We start from the raw sequence: 16,384 nt of genomic DNA, 5'->3' as shown, positions 1-16,384 counted from the left end.
CCGCCCCGCTCAGCGCAGCGATCGGAACGTGGCGCGGACTTCTTGCGAGAACAGCTCCGGCTGCTCCCAGGCCGCGAAGTGCCCGCCGCGATCGAGGCGGTTGAAGTGGATGAGGTTCGGGTACGCCTGCGTCGCCCAGCTGCGCGGCGCGGCGTAGATCTCATCCGGGAACACGCTGACACCGGTCGGCAGCGTGACCCCCTTCGGCGCGAAGAAGGGCAGCTTGCTCTCCCAGTACAGCCGCGCGGAGGAGACGGCGGTGTTGGTCAGCCAGTACAGCGTCACGTTGTCGAGCACGTCGTCGCGGGACAGCCCCTCCGAGCCGCCGGCGAACACGCGGGCGATCAGGTCGTAGCTACGGGCGTCGTGGTCGAGCATCCACGCCGCAAGTCCGACGGGGGAGTCGCCGATCCCGTACAGCGTCTGCGGCCGGTTGCCCATCTCCTGCGCATAGGCGAGGCCGTGGGCGTAGAAGAACGCGAGCTGGTCCCACGCGTAGCGCTCCTCCTCGTCGAGGTCCGCCGGCGGCTCCTCGTGGGCGTCGAGAGCCGATTGGATGGCCGGTGGGATGGTCGCGGGCATGTTGGTGTGGATGCCGATGAGCCCCTCGGGGGTCTGCAGCGCCAGCTGCTCGGTCACCGCGTTGCCCCAGTCGCCGCCCTGCGCGACGTAGCGGTCGTAGCCGAGGCGGCGCATCAGCTCCGCCCACGCACGGGCGATGCGGATCGGGTCCCACCCGGTCGTCCGCGGATTGCCGGAGAAGCCGTGGCCGGGCAGCGACGGGATGACCAGGTCGAAGGCGTCGGAGGCATCGGCGCCGTACGCCGTCGGGTCGGTCAGCGGGCCGACGATCTTCAGCTGCTCGATCACGGAGCCGGGCCAGCCGTGCGTCACGATCAGGGGCAGCGCATCCTCATGCTTCGAGCGGACGTGGATGAAGTGGATGTCGACGCCGTCGATCTCGGTGACGAACTGCGGCAGCTCCGCGAGCCGGGCCTCCACCCGGCGCCAGTCGTGCTGGTCGGCCCAGTAGTCGGCGAGCGCCCGCATCGTCTCGAGCCGGACGCCCTGCGAGGTGTCGTCGACGGTTTCGCGGTCAGGCCACCGGGTGGCGCGGATGCGGCGGCGGAGGTCGTCCAGCTCCTCGTCGGTGGCGGTGTAGGAAAACGGGCGGATCTCGGCGTCCGCACCGGATGCGGCCGCGTCGGCGCGCTTCTCGGCGATAGTCATGGTGTGGCCCCCCTCGGGTCGTCGTGGCCGCCGGTCGGCCACGGGTGCGACGATGCTCCGCCCGCGACCGCCGTGGCATCGGGGAGAACCGCCAAGGCCCGCGGCGGGACGACCCCGAATGAGGGGAAACCCTCATCCGCAGGTCGCGTCGGCCCCGTGAGAGCGTCTTCAGTACCGGGTGCGCGCCTCGCAGCAGGAGGAAAGCGAGGATCGGTAGGATTTCGAGCAACGTCCGACGAGCCGAGGGATGCCGATGACCGATCTGCCGCGACGGCACCAGCGCGCTCGAGGACCGGAAGCCGTCCGGCACGGTCGCCTGCCGCGCCGCCGAGGAGCGGTCGCGGCGCTCAAGCTGCTGTCCGCTGTGGTGGTCATCGCCGTCGTGAGCATCGGGTCGGTCGCCGCGTACGCGGTGTGGGATGTGGCGCGGTCGATCAAGACGGGCGTGCACCTGCAGGCCCTCCCCGGCCAGACGCCGATCCCGCAGGACATCCCCAACGTCGCTGCCATTCCTGGCGGCGTGAACCTGCTGATCGCCGGCACCGACAGCCGCAGCGACCTCGGCGGCATCTACAACAGCGCCGACGAGCAGGATGCGAGCAGCGGCGCGGGCAACAACGACGTCACGATGCTGCTGCACATCGCCCAGGACCACAAGAGCATGATGGTCGTCAGCTTCCCGCGAGACCTCATGGTGCCCATCCCGGACTGCCCGTCGCCGGACGGCGGCACCATCGACGGCAGCTCGTACGCCCAGTTCAACACGGCGCTGTCGCGTGGCGGCCTGAACTGCGTGGTGGCGACGGTGTCGAAGATGACGGGGCTGAGTATCCCGTTCGCGGCAGAGATCAACTTCAACGGCGTCAGCGCGATGTCGAACGCGGTCGGGGGAGTCAACGTGTGCCTCGCGTCGCCGGTCGTCGACGACTACACGAACCCGCCGCTCGACCTGCCCGCCGGCGAGCAGACCATCGTCGGGGATGTCGCCCTCTCGTTCCTGCGCAGCAGGCACGGCGTCGGCGACGGCAGCGACCTGGGCCGCATCTCCAACCAGCAGGTGTTCCTGTCGGCCCTGGCGCGCAAGGTCGTGAGCGGCGGCGTGCTGTCGAACCCCGTCCAGCTGTACGGGCTGGCGAAGGCTGCGGTCGACAACATCACCCCGTCGGACACCCTCACCAACCCGACGACGCTGGTGCAGATCGCGCTGGCGTTGAAGGACACCGGCCTCGACAACATGGTCTTCGTGCAGTATCCGGCCGTCACCGACCCGGACAATCCGAACAGGGTCATTCCGCAGGAGTCGGCCGCCGACGCCCTCAACGAAGCGCTGGTGAACGACCAGCCGGTGAAGCTGACCGGGTCGACCGGCCGGGCCGCGGAGGATCCGACCGCGACAGCGTCGCCCGCCCCGGACGCGGGCGCAGGCGGCGAACCGTCGCCCGTGACGCCGACCGCACCCGCGACCCCGGCGACCCCGGCCCCCGGCGCGACGGACACCGCAGGCGGGGCGGTCGAGCTCCCGTCGACGATCACCGGCCAGACGGCGGCGCAGCAGACCTGCACGAAGGGCAACGACTAGCCACGCCGGTCGTTTGTTGCCACGGCCGTCCGCGAGGCCGTTGAATGAGAGCATGACCAACGTACGGATCGAGCGGATGTCGTCGCTGCAGCTCAAGGTGCTCGTCATCGCGATCCTCTCGAGCTTCGTCGCCTTCCTCGACGGCGCCGTGATCAACGTGGCCCTTCCGGCGATCTCGCGCGAGCTCGGCGGCGGGCTGCCCCTGCAACAGTGGGTGGTGGATGCGTACCTCGTCACGCTCGGGTCGCTCATCCTGATCGCCGGCTCGCTGTCGGACGTGTTCGGCCGGAAGCGCGTCCTGTACACAGGACTGATCGGCTTCGGCGTGACCTCCCTGCTCTGCGCGTTCGCGCCTACGGGGATCTTCCTCATCGTCGCCCGGGCCCTCCAGGGCGTCGCGGGTGCGCTGCTCGTGCCCAGCTCGCTGGCGATCATCATCTCCCGCTTCGAGGGCGCCGCGCAGGCGAAGGCGATCGGACGGTGGACGGCGTGGACCGGGGTCGCCATGATCGCGGGGCCGGTGATCGGCGGCATCTTCGTCGACACGCTGTCGTGGCGGTGGGTGTTCGTGATCAACGTCATCCCGATCACGATCACCCTGCTCCTGATGATGACCCTCCATGACCCCGACAAGGGGATGGGCGGCCGCGTCGACTACCTGGGCGCGGTCCTCGGTTCGGTGGGTCTGGCAGGCACGGTCTTCGCCCTCATCGAGCAGGGCACCTACGGCTGGACCAACCCGCGCGTCTGGATCCCGCTCGTCGTCGGCCTCCTTTGTCTCGCGGCCTTCTTCATCGCCGAGACCCGGGTGAAGCAGCCGATGCTGCCGCTCGGACTGTTCCGCGTCCACAACTTCTGGGTCGGCAACATCGCCACCTTCTTCGTGTACGCGGCGCTCTCGTTCGGCCCGCTGATCGTCACCCTCTACCTGCAGCAGGTCGCCGGATTCTCGGCCATCGCCGCCGGCTTCGTGTTCATCCCCTCGACCCTCTGCATGCTTCTGCTCTCGGGACTGTTCGGCGGGCTCGCCGGACGCTTCGGACCTCGGCTCTTCATGGCGGTCGGCCCGATGATCGCGGCCGTCGGCTTCCTCTGGCTGCTGATGATGGGGACGGACGTGAACTACTGGACGACGCTGCTCCCGGCGGTCCTGCTGTTCGGCGTCGGGCTGTCGATCACCGTCGCGCCGCTCACGAGCGCCATCCTCGGGGCGATCCACCCCGAGCAGGCGGGAATCGCCTCCGCCACCAACAACGCGGTCTCGCGGATCGCGGGCCTGCTCGCCGTCGCCGCGGTGGGCATGATCATCGGCGGGACCCTGGATACGGCGGGCCTCCACCGCGCGATGATCGCCGCGGCCGCACTGCTTCTCCTCGGAGGCGTGGTGTCGGCCATCGGCATCGAGAACCACGCGCGTGTCGCGGAGAAGATTCAGACGGTCACGGACTGACCCGCGAGCGCGAGCATCGCCACGTCGACGATCGCGCACGTCATGATGAGCTGCATCAGGAGCCTCGTGGGGCTGCGCCGCAGTAGCAATACGACTCCGGCGACGGCGGCACCCAGCCCAATCACGAGCCCAGCGATGAGCAGCGGGCGGACGGGCAGGCCGGGGCCGAAGGTGATCAGGAGGGTGGCTATCGCGAGAGCCGCGAAGGCCAGCAGGCCGCTGAGCCGGGCGCCCAGCCGGTGCGGCAGGCCGCGGATGCCGGTGCGGGCGTCGTCGTCGAGGTCCGGGAGCACGTTGGTGACGTGCGCAGCGACGCCGAGCAGGGCGCCCGCCGCATATACCCACCACTGCGGCAGGGCCGGCTGCTCCTGACCGAGGGTGGCGATGGCCGGGAGGATGCCGAAGCTGATCGCGAACGGCACGAACGAGTACACGGTCGCCTTCAGTCCCAGGTTGTAGGCCCAGCCGCCCGCGATGAGCACGAGGTGGGCCCCGGCCGCGCCCCAGCCGAGCGGAATGGTCACGAAGATCGCGAGCGCCAGTGCGACGAAGGCGGCGAGCCGGACCACCGAGACCGGCACGTCGCCGCGCGCCGCGGGCTTGTCCGTGCGCTCGACGGCGCGGTCGCGGGCCGCATCCAGCCAGTCGTTGGACCAGCCGATCGACAGCTGACCGAGCAGGATGGCGAGGGCCAGCAGGGCGAGCCGGGCGGGCGGATAGCCGAGGCCGACGCCGAGCAGGGTGGTGATGACCGTGACGACGACGGTGGGCCCGGGGTGACTGGCGAGGAGCAGGGAGATCGCCTTCTTCGCCATGCCGTCATCGTATCCCGAGCGGCGTTGCAAGGAACTTGCGTGAATCCGCAACGACTTGCGTACACTGGCGCCATGTCGAAACGTCTCCTCGAAGTGGCCCGCAAGGTCGGCGTCAGCGAAGCGACCGTCAGCCGCGTGCTCAACGACAAGCCCGGCGTGTCGGATGCCACCCGGCAGGCCGTGCTGACCGCTCTGGATGTGCTCGGCTACGAGCGGCCGACGAAACTCCGAGGCGAGCGTGCCCGGCTCGTCGGGCTCGTGCTCCCTGAGCTGCAGAATCCGATCTTCCCCGCCTTCGCCGAGATCATCGGCGGTGCGCTGGCGCAGAACGGCTACACGCCGGTGCTGTGCACGCAGACGGCGGGCGGGATCTCCGAGTCCGACTACGTCGAACTGCTCCTTCAGCAGCAGGTCTCCGGCGTGGTCTTCGTCGGCGGCGCGTACGCGCAGAAGGATGCGGACCACGCGCACTACGGCCGGCTCACCGACCTGAATCTGCCGACCGTGCTCGTCAACGCTCCGGTCGATTCGCTCCACTTCGCCACGGTGTCGTGCGACGACTCGGTGGCGACGGCCCAGGCGCTGACGCACCTGCGCTCCCTCGGGCACGAGCGGATCGGGCTGCTGCTCGGCCCGCGCGACCACGTCCCGTCGCAGCGGAAGCTCGAGGCTGCGCGGCGCATCGCCGAGGGATGGGGCACCGAACTCGACGAGTCGCTGGTCGTGCACTCGCTGTACTCCCTGGAGGCCGGCCAGGCTGCGGCGACACGGCTGCTCGCGGCCGGTGTCACCGCGATCGTGTGCGCGAGCGACCCCATGGCGCTGGGTGCCATCCGCGCCGTCCGGCGTGCCGGGCTGTCGGTGCCGCGGGATGTGTCGATCGTCGGGTTCGACGACTCGGCCCTGATGAACTGCACCGAGCCCCCGCTCACCACGATCCGGCAGCCCATCGAACCGATGGGTCGCACCGTGATCGAGCTGCTGCTCCGTCAGATCTCGAGCGATTCGGCCATCCGCGACGAGCTCTTCTTCGAGCCGGAGCTGGTCGTCCGCGGCTCCACAGGACCCGTTCCGCACCCCGCCTGACGTGCAAGCGCACGCAAATGTGCGCAAACCAATTACGTATTGTTGAGTTCTTGCGTCATCTTGTCGTCTTAGCTACATTTCGGACAACGACGACGGCGCCGAGCCGGTTCGTCGCGACGACAGACGACCGAAGGGCTCAGCGTGGATCTCACCCTGATGGATGGCGGCACCGCCGCACCCGTCGCCCCGGCGGGCGGCTCAGCGGCAGCCGCGACCGGTGCCGCCGGCCCTACGCCGCCGGCCGACGACCCGCAGTGGTGGCGCAGCGCCGTGATCTACCAGATCTACCCGCGCAGCTTCGCCGACGGGAACGGCGACGGAGTCGGCGACCTCGCCGGGGTCCGTCAGCACCTGCCGTACCTCGCCGACCTCGGCGTCGACGCGATCTGGTTCACGCCCTGGTACGCGTCGCCGCTCGCCGACGGCGGCTACGACGTGGCCGACTACCGAAGCATCCACCCGGCTTTCGGTGACCTGCATGAAGCGGAGGCGCTGATCTCCGAGGCGCTCGCCCTCGGCATCCGCACCATCATCGACATCGTCCCGAACCACGTCTCGGATCGCCACCGCTGGTTCCAGGAGGCGCTGGCGGCTGGTCCCGGATCGCCCGAGCGCGAGCGGTTCTGGTTCCGGCCCGGCCGGGGCGTGCATCGCGATGAGATGCCGACGTCCTGGCCCTCGAACTTCTCCGGCGACACGTGGACGCGCACGACGAACGCCGACGGGACGCCCGGCGAGTGGTACCTCCACCTGTTCAGCCCCCAGCAGCCAGACCTGAACTGGAACCATCCGGACGTCCGGCGGGAGCACGAGGACATCCTGCGCTTCTGGTTCGACCGCGGCGTCGCGGGCGTCCGGATCGACTCCGCCGCGCTTCTCGTGAAGGACCCGGCCCTGCCCGAGATCCCCGAGCATCCCGCGGCCGGTGAGCACCCGAACCAGGACCGCGACGAGCTGCACGAGATCTACCGCAGTTGGCGCACCCTCGCCGACGCCTACCCCGGCACGCGCGTCCTGGTGGGGGAGATCTGGCTGCCCGACATCGAGCGGTTCGCCCTGTACCTGCGGCCCGACGAGCTGCATACCGCCTTCAACTTCGACTTCCTGGCGCGACCGTGGGATGCGGACGCCCTGCGCGCATCCATCGACGAGACCCTCGCCGCGCACGCGCCGGTGCACGCCCCGAGCACCTGGGTGCTGTCGAACCACGATGTCACCCGTGCGGTCACGCGCTACGGCCGGGAGGACTCGTCGTTCGCCTTCGCGAAGAAGCGCAAGGGCACACCGACCGACCTCGCCCTCGGACGTCGACGGGCCCGCGCCGCAGCTCTTCTCACCTCGGCCCTCCCGGGCTCGCTGTACATCTACCAGGGCGACGAGCTCGGCCTCCCGGAGGTCGAGGACCTGCCGGACGAACTGCGCGAGGACCCGATGCACGAGCGCTCGGGCGGTGTCGACCCCGGCCGTGACGGCTGCCGCGTCCCGCTGCCCTGGCGGGGGACCACCCCGCCGTTCGGCTTCAGCCCCGAGGACGCTTCCGCCGCGCCCTGGCTGCCGCAGCCGGCGGACTGGGGTGACCTCAGCGTGCAGGCGCAGCAGAGCGATCCCTCGTCGATGCTCTGGCTGTACCGGCAGGCGTTGCGCATCCGGCGCGCAGAGCCCGCGCTCGGCGACGGTCCGCTCACCTGGCTCGCGTCGCCCGCCGGCGTGCTGGCTTTCGCCCGCGGAGCCGCGTTCGTCAGCGTCACCAACCTGTCCGGCGCCCCGGTCGCTCTGCCCGAGCACCAGGCGATCCTGCTCAGCAGCAGTCCGCTCGTCGGCGGACTCCTGCCACCCGACTCCACGGCGTGGCTGCGCACCCAGCGGCCGACCGCGGGGCACCTCACCACCTGAACGCACCATCCACGCATCACACTCGAAAGGGTCCAGACAATGAAGTCAGTACGCACGATCGCGGCGGTCGCCGCGGTCACCCTCGCCGGAGCCGGGCTCCTCGCCGGATGCTCCTCGTCCGGCGGCGAATCCGACGGCAAGGTCCACATCACCGTCGCCAGCCTCATCCCGGGCAGCGACAAGGCCGCCTTCAAGGCGTTCGACGATCGGGTGAAGGAGTTCGAGAAGGCCAACCCGAACATCGTCATCAAGTCCGAGGAATACCAGTGGACGGGCCCGACGTTTGCGACGCAGCTCGCGGGCGGCACCCTCCCGGACGTCTTCAACGTGCCGTTCACCGACTCCCAGGCGCTGGTCCAGGCCGGGCAGCTGGCCGACATCACAGCAGAGGTCGACAAGCTCCCGTACGCGAAGAAGTTCAACGAGAACGTGCTGGCCGTGGCCAAGTCCGGCGACAAGGTCTACGGCATCCCGTACGGCCCGTACGCGATGGGGCTCTCGTACAACCGCGAGATCTTCCAGAAGGCGGGGCTCGACCCCGACAAGCCACCGACGACCTGGGATGAGGTCCGTCAGGACGCCAAGACGATCTCCGAGAAGGTTCCAGGCGTCGCCGGCTATATGCAGATGACCCAGGGCAACACCGGCGGCTGGGAGCTCACCACAACGGTGTACGCCCGCGGCGGCCGGATGGAGACCACCGACGGCGACACGACGAAGGTCACCACCGACAACCCGGTGACCAAGGAGGCGCTGCAGTGGCTGCACGACCTCCGCTTCGAGGACAACTCGGTCGGCAGCAATTACCTGCTCGACTGGAGCGGCATCAACCAGGCGTTCGGCGCCGGCCAGATCGCCATGTACCCGTCGGGATCCGACGTGCTCACCTCGCTCGTGCAGCAGAACAACGTCGACCCGAAGAACTACGGGCTGACGATGCTGCCCATCGACGCGAGCAACAGCGACGCGGGCGTCCTCGTCGGCGGCAACGTCGCGGCGGTCAGCCCCAAGTCGTCGCAGGCGCAGAAGGAGGCGGCGGTCAAGTGGATCGACTTCTACTACATGCAGAAGCTGCTCAACAAGGAGCAGGCGATCGCCGACGCCACGGTGCTGGTGAAGTCCAACCAGCCGGTGGGCGTCCCGACGCTGCCGGTCTTCGACAAGGCCACCTACGACCAGAACATGGAGTGGATCAAGGATGAGGTGAACGTCCCGCAGGAGAACGTGGCGCCGTTCACGGACAAGATCTTCGACGCCAACCTGGTCCCGGAGCCGAACAAGCACTCGCAGGAGCTCTACGGTGCGCTCGACTCGGTCGTCCAGGCGGTACTGACAGATGAGCACGCCGACATCGACGCGCTGCTGACCAAGGTCGACAGCGACATCCAGAAGCTCGTCGACGCGGACAAGTAACCGCCGAGCAGCAGCCAGTCAGTAAGCCCATCCGGCCGGCGGGATGCCATGCGCATCCCGCCGGCCCTCGGCACCCGGAGAACCACCATGACAGCGATCGATCGCACCCGCGCCCGCCCTCGGCGCACGCCCCTCACCTGGATCCGCGGCGGGGGACTCAGCAGCCTGCTCTTCCTGCTGCCGATGCTCCTGATCTTCGGCATCTTCTCGTGGTGGCCGATCGTGCGAAGCGTGGTGATGAGCTTCCAGCACACCAACCTCGTCTCCGCTCCCACCTGGGTGGGCTGGGACAACTTCGTCCAGGTGGTGAACGATCCGCTGTTCTGGACGGCCGTCGGCAACACGGCGTGGTTCGCCCTCCTCGCGCTGATCCTCGGCTACCCGATCCCGCTGATCGCGGCCGTCCTCATGAGCGAGGTGAAGCGGGCAAAAGGGCTCTACAGCGCGCTCGCGTACCTCCCGGTCGTGGTGCCGCCGGTCGTGGCAGTGCTGCTGTGGAAGTTCTTCTACGACGCCCGGCCTGACGGCGTCTTCAACACGATCCTCGGCTGGGTCGGCATCCCGCCGCAGCCGTGGATCCAGTCGGCCGCTCAGGCGATGCCGTCGCTGGTGGTCGAGGCGACCTGGGCAGCGGCCGGCGCCACGATCATCATCTACCTCGCCGCGATCACGGGGGTGGCGCCCGAGCTGTACGACGCGGCCGAAGTGGATGGTGCGGGCATCTGGCGCAAGATCTGGCACGTCACCCTGCCACAGCTGCGCAGCATCCTGCTCATCACGCTCATCCTGCAGATCATCGGGACGGCGCAGGTCTTCCTCGAGCCGTTCCTCTTCACCGGGGGAGGCCCGGTCGACTCGACGGTCACCGTCCTGCTGCTGATCTACCGCTACGCGTTCCAGAACTCGTTGGGAGGCGACTACGGAGCGGCGACGGCCCTCAGCCTGATGCTCGCCGGGTTCCTCGCCGTGCTGTCTCTGGTCTACTTCCGTCTCACCAAGTCCTGGAGCACCAATTGAGCACCTCGACCCAACTGCCCCCTGAAGTCAGGAACGTCCTCACCGACGTCATCGAGGAGGGCGCAAGCCCCGAGCCGCCGCGTCGGCGCCGTCGCGGCGGGCGGCTCCGGGTCGTCGAGGACTCGGCCGACCGCGGCATCCTCTCGATCTCGGACCGGCGCAAGCCCGGGGTCCGCTGGAGCACGCGCGTGGTGCACGGCGTGCTGCTCGTGGTGCTGATCGTCGTCGGGCTCGGCCCGCTGCTGTGGCTCGCGAAGTCGGCCATCACGCCGACGGTGGACACCCTTCAGACGCCTATGGCCCTGTTCCCGCACGGTGTGGACTGGGCCAACCTCTCGACGGCGTGGTCGACCGTCCACATCGATGTGCAGTTCGTCAACACGATCTGGGTCGCCGCCGGGTCCTGGGCGGCGCAGATCATCGTGGCGACCACCGCCGGGTATGCGCTGAGCGTGCTGCGGCCCGCGTACGGGAAAGTGCTGTACGGCCTCATCCTGACCACCCTGTTCGTGCCGTCAGTGGTGCTGCTCGTGCCGCTGTACCTCACCATCCTGAACCCGCCGCTGCTTGGGACCTCGCTCATCAACACGTTCTGGGCGGTGTGGCTGCCCGCCGGGGCGAGCGCCTTCAATGTGGTGCTCGTGAAGCGGTTCTTCGACAACCTGCCGCGCGAGGTGTTCGAGGCGGCGCGGACCGACGGGGCCGGGCCGTTCCGGCTGTTCTGGTCGATCGTCCTGCCGATGTCGAAGCCGATCCTCGGCGTGGTGTCGGTGTTCGCGATCATCGCGGCCTGGAAGGACTACCTGTGGCCGCTGCTGGTGCTGCGCGACCCGGCGCTGCAGCCGCTGTCGGTGCGGCTGCCGACGCTGCAGGCCGCGATCCAGCTGGATGTGTACTTGGCTGCGCTCGCCATCTCGACGCTCATCCCGATCGTGCTCTTCCTGGTGTTCCAGGGGCTGTTCCTGCGGAGCGCGGGGCTCGGGGGCGCGGTCAAGGGGTGAGTTCGCTGAGCGGACTGCACTGAGCGGAGCCGCAGCCTCGCTGAGTTAACATCGATGGATGCGTGCCGCCCGACGATGGACCGCCGCGGCGGTCGCCGTGGCGCTGTGCGCGACGCTGGCGGGCTGCGTCGGCGCCGCTCCCGCGCATCCACTCGGCGGTTCACCGTCGCAGTCGGCCGCTTCGACCCCGACTCCCACGCCTAAGGTCGATCCCGTCGTCGCCTACGCCAAGCTGCGCCTGGCGAACCAGACCCTGCGGCAGAAGGTCGCGGGCCTCTTCATGCTCCACCTGCCGGGCACCGACCCGGCGGCCCTGCGCGGGTACGTCGACCGGTACGGCCTCGGCGGCATGATCCTGATGGGCGACAACATCCCGGGCAGCCCCGCGGAGCTCGCCGCGCAGACGGGTGCGATGAAGGCGTCCGACCCCGGCCTCCCTCCGCTGATCGCCGTCGACGAGGAGGGCGGGGACGTCACCCGGCTCGCCTGGGATGACCAGCCCGGTGCGGACACCCTGCGATCGCAGGACCCGGCCGCCACCCGCGCCGCGTTCGCGCGGCGCGCGCAGCTGTTGCGTGACTCCGGGATCTCGGTGAACTTCGGGACCGTCGCCGACGTCACGGCCGATCCGCACTCATTCATCGCCGACCGCGTGCTCGGCACGGAGCCGGGCGGCGCGTCCGCTCGGGTCGCCGCGTCGGTGGCCGGCGAGCGGGGGATGGTGCTCAGCACGCTCAAGCACTTTCCCGGGCACGGCGAGACCGAGGCCGACTCGCACCGCGCCGTCCCGGCGACGCCGGTGACGAAAGCGGACTGGGCCGTGCGAGACGCGCCCTCGTTCCGGGCGGGCATCGGCGCAGGGGCGGAGCTGGTGATGTTCGGCCATCTCGCGTATACGCAGGTGGATGCGGCGCCCGCGTCGCTCTCACCCGCCTGGCACCGCATCCTCACCGACGAGCTCGGGTTCCGCGGCGTCAGCATCACCGACGACCTGCGGATGCTGCAGGACACCGGCCTTCCGCAGTATCAGGATCCGGGGGAGAACGCGGTGCAGGCGTTCGCTGCGGGCAACACCATGGTGCTCGACGTGCTGCCCGCGGGCGGGGATCCCGGTGCTCTCATCGACGCGGTGGTGGCGGCGGTGCAGCGGGGGCGCATCCCGGCCGCTCAGATCGATGCGGATGCGCTGAAGGTGCTGGAACTGCGGCGGTCGCTCGCGCCGAAAGGGTGACGCGTCAACTTTTTTTCTCGGATCCGGAATAGACAGCCGATCCATACGCTTGCATGTACTCGAACGCGGGCGGACCGGCTGCCCTGCGCACAGATTCCACGAGGAGACACCGTGACCATCGAGATCCCCGGCTACAAAGCAGGCACCTGGACCATCGACCCCACCCACAGCGAGGTCGGCTTCAGCATCCGCCACCTGATGATCAGCAAGGTCAAGGGCGTGTTCGAGAACTTCGACGCCACCTTCGTCACCGCCGAGAACCCGCTCGAGTCGAAGGTCACCGCGAAGGCCGACGTCGCCTCCATCAACACCAAGGACAAGAACCGCGACGCGCACCTGCGCACCGGTGACTTCTTCCTCGCCGACGAGCACCCGACCATCGAGTTCGTCTCGACCGGCGTGCGCCACGAGGGCGGCGACTTCCTCGTCGACGGCGACCTCACCATCAAGGGCGTCACCAAGCCCGTGACGTTCGAATTCGACTTCGGTGGCTTCGGTCAGGACCCGTACGGCAACTACAAGGCCGGCGCTACCGCCAAGACCAAGATCAACCGCGAGGACTTCGGCCTCACCTACAACGCCGCGCTCGAGACCGGCGGAATGCTCCTCGGCGACGAGGTGACCATCACCCTCGAGCTGCAGGCCGTCCTCGCCGACGCGTAACCCCGCTCGCGCGTCCCACTCCCGCCCCGCCCCCACCGTCGAGTCCGCATCTTTTGCACACGACACGCCCTGCGTGCGTGCAAAGATCGCGGACTCGACGGCGGGAGGCGGGGTTTTTCAGTGGCCGAGGAGCGGGGCGAGAGCTCGGGAGACGACGGAGGGACGGCGCGTCACGCCCTCTTCGAGGTCGGCCGACTCCATCGCGACGAGCCCGGCGTTCGCGCCGGCGAAGCGCAACGGCTCCGGCTCCCAGCGAGGGGAGACGTGGCCGACCCAGGGGAGTGCGGTGAGCTCCGTCCGCGTCTCGGTCAGCAGGTCTGCGAGGGTCCGTCCAGCCAGGTTCGTGGTGCTCAGGCCGTCGCCGACGTAGCCGCCCGCCCACGCCTCGCGCGCATCCTTCTGGTAGCCGACGCTGGCGTGCCAGTCGCGCGGAACGCCGAGCGGACCGCCCCAGTGGTGCGTGATCCGGGCGCCGGCCGCATCCGGGAACAGGTCGAACAGGGTGTGGATGAGGTGCTCGCGCACCCGCGGCGACCGGTCGTACTCGGGGCGGATGGCACTGCCCAGGTGGTACCGAGCACCGCGCCCACCGAAGGCGAAGCGGTTGTCGGCGGTGCGCTGCCCGTAGACGATGAGGTTGCGGAAGTCGGTGAACGTCTGCCCGTGCTCGATGCCGATGCGGTCCCACGTGGCGTCGGGCAGCGGCTCGGTCGCGATCATCAGCGAGTAGAGCGGCAGGATGCGCCGCCCGACCTGCGGCAGCTGCGAACCGTAGCCCTCGGTCGCGTTGACGACGATGCCGGCGCGCACCACCCGGTCGGCGCCGCCCGAGCGGACGCGGACCGTTCCGTCGGACCACGAGAGCGCCACGGTCTGCTCGGCGATGGTCGCACCGCGACGCTCGACCACACGCGCGAGGCCCCGCACGAGCTTGGCCGGGTGGATGCGCGCACACGCGGGCGTGAACGTCGCCGCCACCGCATCCGGAGCACCGAAGCGGTTCCGCACGGTCTCGGTGCCCCACAGGGCGACCCGGTCGACTCCGTAGCGCTGCGACTCCTCGAACTCGGCGCGCGCCGCCGTGAGCTGCGGCGCCGAGCGGGCGAAGGTCACGGTGCCGCCGCGCGCGAAGTCGATGTCGATGCCTTCCGCGTCGGCGACGCGGCCCACCTCATCCACCGTCTCCACCATCGCGCGCCGGGTCGCGACGGCGGCGTCGAAGCCGTAGCGCTTCTCCAGCTTCGACGCCGACCACGGGAACAGGGACGAACACCAGCCGCCGTTGCGTCCGGAGGCGCCGAAGCCTGCGACCTCCTTCTCCAGCAGCACGATGCGCAGGGCGGGGTCGCGCTCCTGCAGGTAGTACGCCGTCCAGAGCCCGGTGAGACCGGCGCCCACGATCGCGACATCCACCTCCAGGTCGCCCGAGAGTCCCGGCCGCGGGCGGAAGCCGTCCTCCTGCGCGGCGATGGAGTCGAACCAGAAGCCGACGTTGCGGTAGTCCATGTGGTGCCTCCTTTAACCCAGTGGTCCCAACACGTCGTTCACGTCACGGACGTGACGGCGTGTTGGGACCACTCGATGCCGAATTACAGGTGGTTGGATGCCTCCGTCAGCACCGACTCCAGGATCTGCCGGATCTCGACGAACTCGTCCGGACCGATGGTGAGCGGCGGCGCGAGCTGGACGACGGGGTCGCCACGGTCGTCGGCGCGGCAGTACAGGCCCGCGTCGAACAGGGCCTTTGAGAGGAATCCGCGGAGCAGGCGCTCCGACTCGTCGTCGTTGAAGGTCTCCTTGGTGTTCTTGTCCTTCACCAGCTCGATGCCGAAGAAGTACCCGGCGCCGCGGACGTCGCCGACGATCGGGAGGTCGAGCAGCTTCTCGAGCTCGGCGCGGAACAGCGGCGAGTTCTCGCGGACGCGCTCGTTGAGACGCTCCTCCTCGAAGATGTCGAGGTTCTCCAGCGCCACCGCGGCCGAGACCGGGTGACCGCCGAACGTGTAGCCGTGGTAGAACGACGTGTCCCCGTGCTTGAAGGGCTCGTAGAGGCGGTCGCTGATGATCGTCGCGCCGATGGGGGAGTAGCCGCTCGTCATGCCCTTCGCGCAGGTGATCATGTCGGGCACGTAGCCGTACTCGTCGCACGCGAACATGTGGCCGATGCGGCCGAAGGCGCAGATGACCTCGTCGCTGACCATGAGCACGTCGTACTTGTCGCAGATCTCACGCACGCGCTGGAAGTATCCGGGGGGCGGCGGGAAGCATCCACCGGAGTTCTGCACCGGCTCGAGGAAGATCGCCGCGACGGTCTCCGGACCCTCGAACTGGATCATCTCCTCGATGCGGTTCGCCGCCCAGACGCCGAAGGCCTCGAGGTCGTCGGATGGGGCGCCCATCTCATCCGCACGGTAGAAGTTCGTGTTCGGGACGCGGAACCCACCGGGGGTGAGCGGCTCGAACATCTCCTTCATGGCCGGGATACCGGTGATCGCCAGCGCGCCCTGCGGGGTGCCATGGTAGGCGACGGCGCGGGACAGCACCTTGTGCTTGGTCGGCCGTCCCTGCAGCTTCCAGTAGTACTTGGCGAGCTTGAAGGCGGTCTCGACCGCCTCGCCGCCGCCGGTGGAGAAGAAGACGCGGTTGAGGTCGCCAGGAGCGTACGAGGCCAGCCGGTCGGCGAGCTCGATCGCGTTCGGGTGGGCGTACGACCAGATAGGGAAGAACGCCAGCTGCTCCGCCTGCTTGGCCGCCGTCTCGGCGAGGCGCTTGCGTCCGTGGCCCGCATTCACGACGAAGAGGCCCGAGAGGCCGTCGATGTACTGCTTGCCGTGCGAGTCGAAGATGTGGTGGCCCTCGCCGCGGGTGATGATCGGGACGCCGTGGCCCTCCTCCATCACCGACTGGCGTGCGAAGTGCATCCAGAGGTGGTCGCGCGCCTTGGCCTGCAGCGCAGCCTCCTCGGCCTCGATCGGCTCGCCGAACGTTTCTACGGTTGTCGTCATG

Annotated in this window: 13 protein-coding genes; 9 read left to right on the top strand and 4 right to left on the bottom strand. The window is 69.2% G+C overall.

The window, feature by feature from the left end; genetic code table 11:
- Nucleotides 1-9: 9 nt before the first annotated feature.
- The gene (locus AB4Z18_RS09155) at nt 10-1,230 is read right to left on the bottom strand and encodes an epoxide hydrolase family protein (protein WP_441782371.1); all 1,221 of its coding nucleotides are present in this window, start codon (nt 1,228-1,230) and stop codon (nt 10-12) included.
- A gap of 253 nt (nt 1,231-1,483) precedes the next feature.
- Here AB4Z18_RS09155 and AB4Z18_RS09150 point away from each other — a divergent pair, with 253 nt between their 5' ends.
- Together AB4Z18_RS09150 and AB4Z18_RS09145 are read left to right on the top strand one after the other, a co-directional pair.
- The gene (locus AB4Z18_RS09150; protein WP_441782370.1) at nt 1,484-2,809 is read left to right on the top strand and encodes an LCP family protein; all 1,326 of its coding nucleotides are present in this window, start codon (nt 1,484-1,486) and stop codon (nt 2,807-2,809) included.
- A 52-nt stretch (nt 2,810-2,861) separates the two neighbouring features.
- A complete protein-coding gene (locus AB4Z18_RS09145) occupies nt 2,862-4,259 on the top strand; it encodes an MFS transporter (RefSeq protein WP_441782369.1) in 1,398 nt (465 codons plus the stop codon).
- On the opposite strand, the gene AB4Z18_RS09140 is transcribed toward AB4Z18_RS09145, so the two are convergent.
- Nucleotides 4,241-5,074: a UbiA family prenyltransferase gene (locus AB4Z18_RS09140; protein ID WP_441782368.1), complete on the bottom strand. Its 834-nt coding sequence runs from the start codon at nt 5,072-5,074 to the stop codon at nt 4,241-4,243. The genes AB4Z18_RS09145 and AB4Z18_RS09140 overlap by 19 nt on opposite strands.
- 72 nt (nt 5,075-5,146) lie before the next feature.
- On the opposite strand from AB4Z18_RS09140, the gene AB4Z18_RS09135 reads away from it, so the two are divergent.
- The 7 genes from AB4Z18_RS09135 (at nt 5,147) to AB4Z18_RS09105 (ending at nt 13,378) form a co-directional block, all read left to right on the top strand.
- Complete coding sequence (locus AB4Z18_RS09135; protein WP_441782367.1) at nt 5,147-6,160, top strand: LacI family DNA-binding transcriptional regulator; 1,014 nt, start codon at nt 5,147-5,149, stop codon at nt 6,158-6,160.
- Nucleotides 6,161-6,316: 156 nt separating this feature from the next.
- Nucleotides 6,317-8,053: a glycoside hydrolase family 13 protein gene (locus AB4Z18_RS09130; protein ID WP_441783000.1), complete on the top strand. Its 1,737-nt coding sequence runs from the start codon at nt 6,317-6,319 to the stop codon at nt 8,051-8,053.
- A gap of 39 nt (nt 8,054-8,092) precedes the next feature.
- Entirely contained in the window at nt 8,093-9,466 is a 1,374-nt protein-coding gene (locus AB4Z18_RS09125) for an ABC transporter substrate-binding protein (protein WP_441782366.1), read from the top strand.
- Between the two features lie 87 nt (nt 9,467-9,553).
- On the top strand, nt 9,554-10,483 hold the full coding sequence (locus AB4Z18_RS09120; protein WP_441782365.1) for a carbohydrate ABC transporter permease: 930 nt from the start codon (nt 9,554-9,556) through the stop codon (nt 10,481-10,483).
- Complete coding sequence (locus AB4Z18_RS09115) at nt 10,480-11,484, top strand: carbohydrate ABC transporter permease (RefSeq protein WP_441782364.1); 1,005 nt, start codon at nt 10,480-10,482, stop codon at nt 11,482-11,484. Before AB4Z18_RS09120 ends, AB4Z18_RS09115 begins: the two co-directional genes overlap by 4 nt.
- Nucleotides 11,485-11,542: 58 nt before the next feature.
- Nucleotides 11,543-12,715, top strand: a complete 1,173-nt coding sequence (locus AB4Z18_RS09110; RefSeq protein ID WP_441782363.1) for a glycoside hydrolase family 3 N-terminal domain-containing protein — start codon at nt 11,543-11,545, stop codon at nt 12,713-12,715.
- 111 nt (nt 12,716-12,826) lie between these two features.
- The gene (locus AB4Z18_RS09105) at nt 12,827-13,378 is read left to right on the top strand and encodes a YceI family protein (protein ID WP_441782362.1); all 552 of its coding nucleotides are present in this window, start codon (nt 12,827-12,829) and stop codon (nt 13,376-13,378) included.
- 117 nt (nt 13,379-13,495) lie between these two features.
- Here AB4Z18_RS09105 and AB4Z18_RS09100 read toward each other — a convergent pair whose 3' ends face one another.
- Together AB4Z18_RS09100 and AB4Z18_RS09095 are read right to left on the bottom strand one after the other, a co-directional pair.
- Nucleotides 13,496-14,884 (bottom strand): NAD(P)/FAD-dependent oxidoreductase, encoded by a 1,389-nt coding sequence (locus AB4Z18_RS09100; protein ID WP_441782361.1) that lies wholly within the window; start codon nt 14,882-14,884, stop codon nt 13,496-13,498.
- 83 nt (nt 14,885-14,967) lie between these two features.
- Nucleotides 14,968-16,383, bottom strand: coding sequence for an aspartate aminotransferase family protein (locus AB4Z18_RS09095; RefSeq protein ID WP_441782360.1), 1,416 nt, complete (start codon nt 16,381-16,383; stop codon nt 14,968-14,970).
- Nucleotide 16,384: the final 1 nt, after the last annotated feature.

It is taken from the genome of Leifsonia sp. 2TAF2 (assembly GCF_052115085.1).
GTDB lineage: Bacteria > Actinomycetota > Actinomycetes > Actinomycetales > Microbacteriaceae > Leifsonia.
Note: the sequence above shows the minus strand (reverse complement) of the source record. Positions and strands in the feature narration are given on the sequence as shown.

What these genes read in the sequence shown, in the direction of transcription:
- AB4Z18_RS09130 (WP_441783000.1), top strand. Translation starts at nt 6,317, where the DNA reads ATGGATGGCGGCACCGCCGCACCCGTCGCCCCGGCGGGCGGCTCAGCG.
- AB4Z18_RS09100 (WP_441782361.1), bottom strand. Translation starts at nt 14,884, where the DNA reads ATGGACTACCGCAACGTCGGCTTCTGGTTCGACTCCATCGCCGCGCAG.
- AB4Z18_RS09135 (WP_441782367.1), top strand. Translation starts at nt 5,147, where the DNA reads ATGTCGAAACGTCTCCTCGAAGTGGCCCGCAAGGTCGGCGTCAGCGAA.
- AB4Z18_RS09095 (WP_441782360.1), bottom strand. Translation starts at nt 16,383, where the DNA reads ATGACGACAACCGTAGAAACGTTCGGCGAGCCGATCGAGGCCGAGGAG.
- AB4Z18_RS09110 (WP_441782363.1), top strand. Translation starts at nt 11,543, where the DNA reads ATGCGTGCCGCCCGACGATGGACCGCCGCGGCGGTCGCCGTGGCGCTG.
- AB4Z18_RS09120 (WP_441782365.1), top strand. Translation starts at nt 9,554, where the DNA reads ATGACAGCGATCGATCGCACCCGCGCCCGCCCTCGGCGCACGCCCCTC.
- AB4Z18_RS09145 (WP_441782369.1), top strand. Translation starts at nt 2,862, where the DNA reads ATGACCAACGTACGGATCGAGCGGATGTCGTCGCTGCAGCTCAAGGTG.
- AB4Z18_RS09155 (WP_441782371.1), bottom strand. Translation starts at nt 1,230, where the DNA reads ATGACTATCGCCGAGAAGCGCGCCGACGCGGCCGCATCCGGTGCGGAC.
- AB4Z18_RS09150 (WP_441782370.1), top strand. Translation starts at nt 1,484, where the DNA reads ATGACCGATCTGCCGCGACGGCACCAGCGCGCTCGAGGACCGGAAGCC.
- AB4Z18_RS09125 (WP_441782366.1), top strand. Translation starts at nt 8,093, where the DNA reads ATGAAGTCAGTACGCACGATCGCGGCGGTCGCCGCGGTCACCCTCGCC.
- AB4Z18_RS09140 (WP_441782368.1), bottom strand. Translation starts at nt 5,074, where the DNA reads ATGGCGAAGAAGGCGATCTCCCTGCTCCTCGCCAGTCACCCCGGGCCC.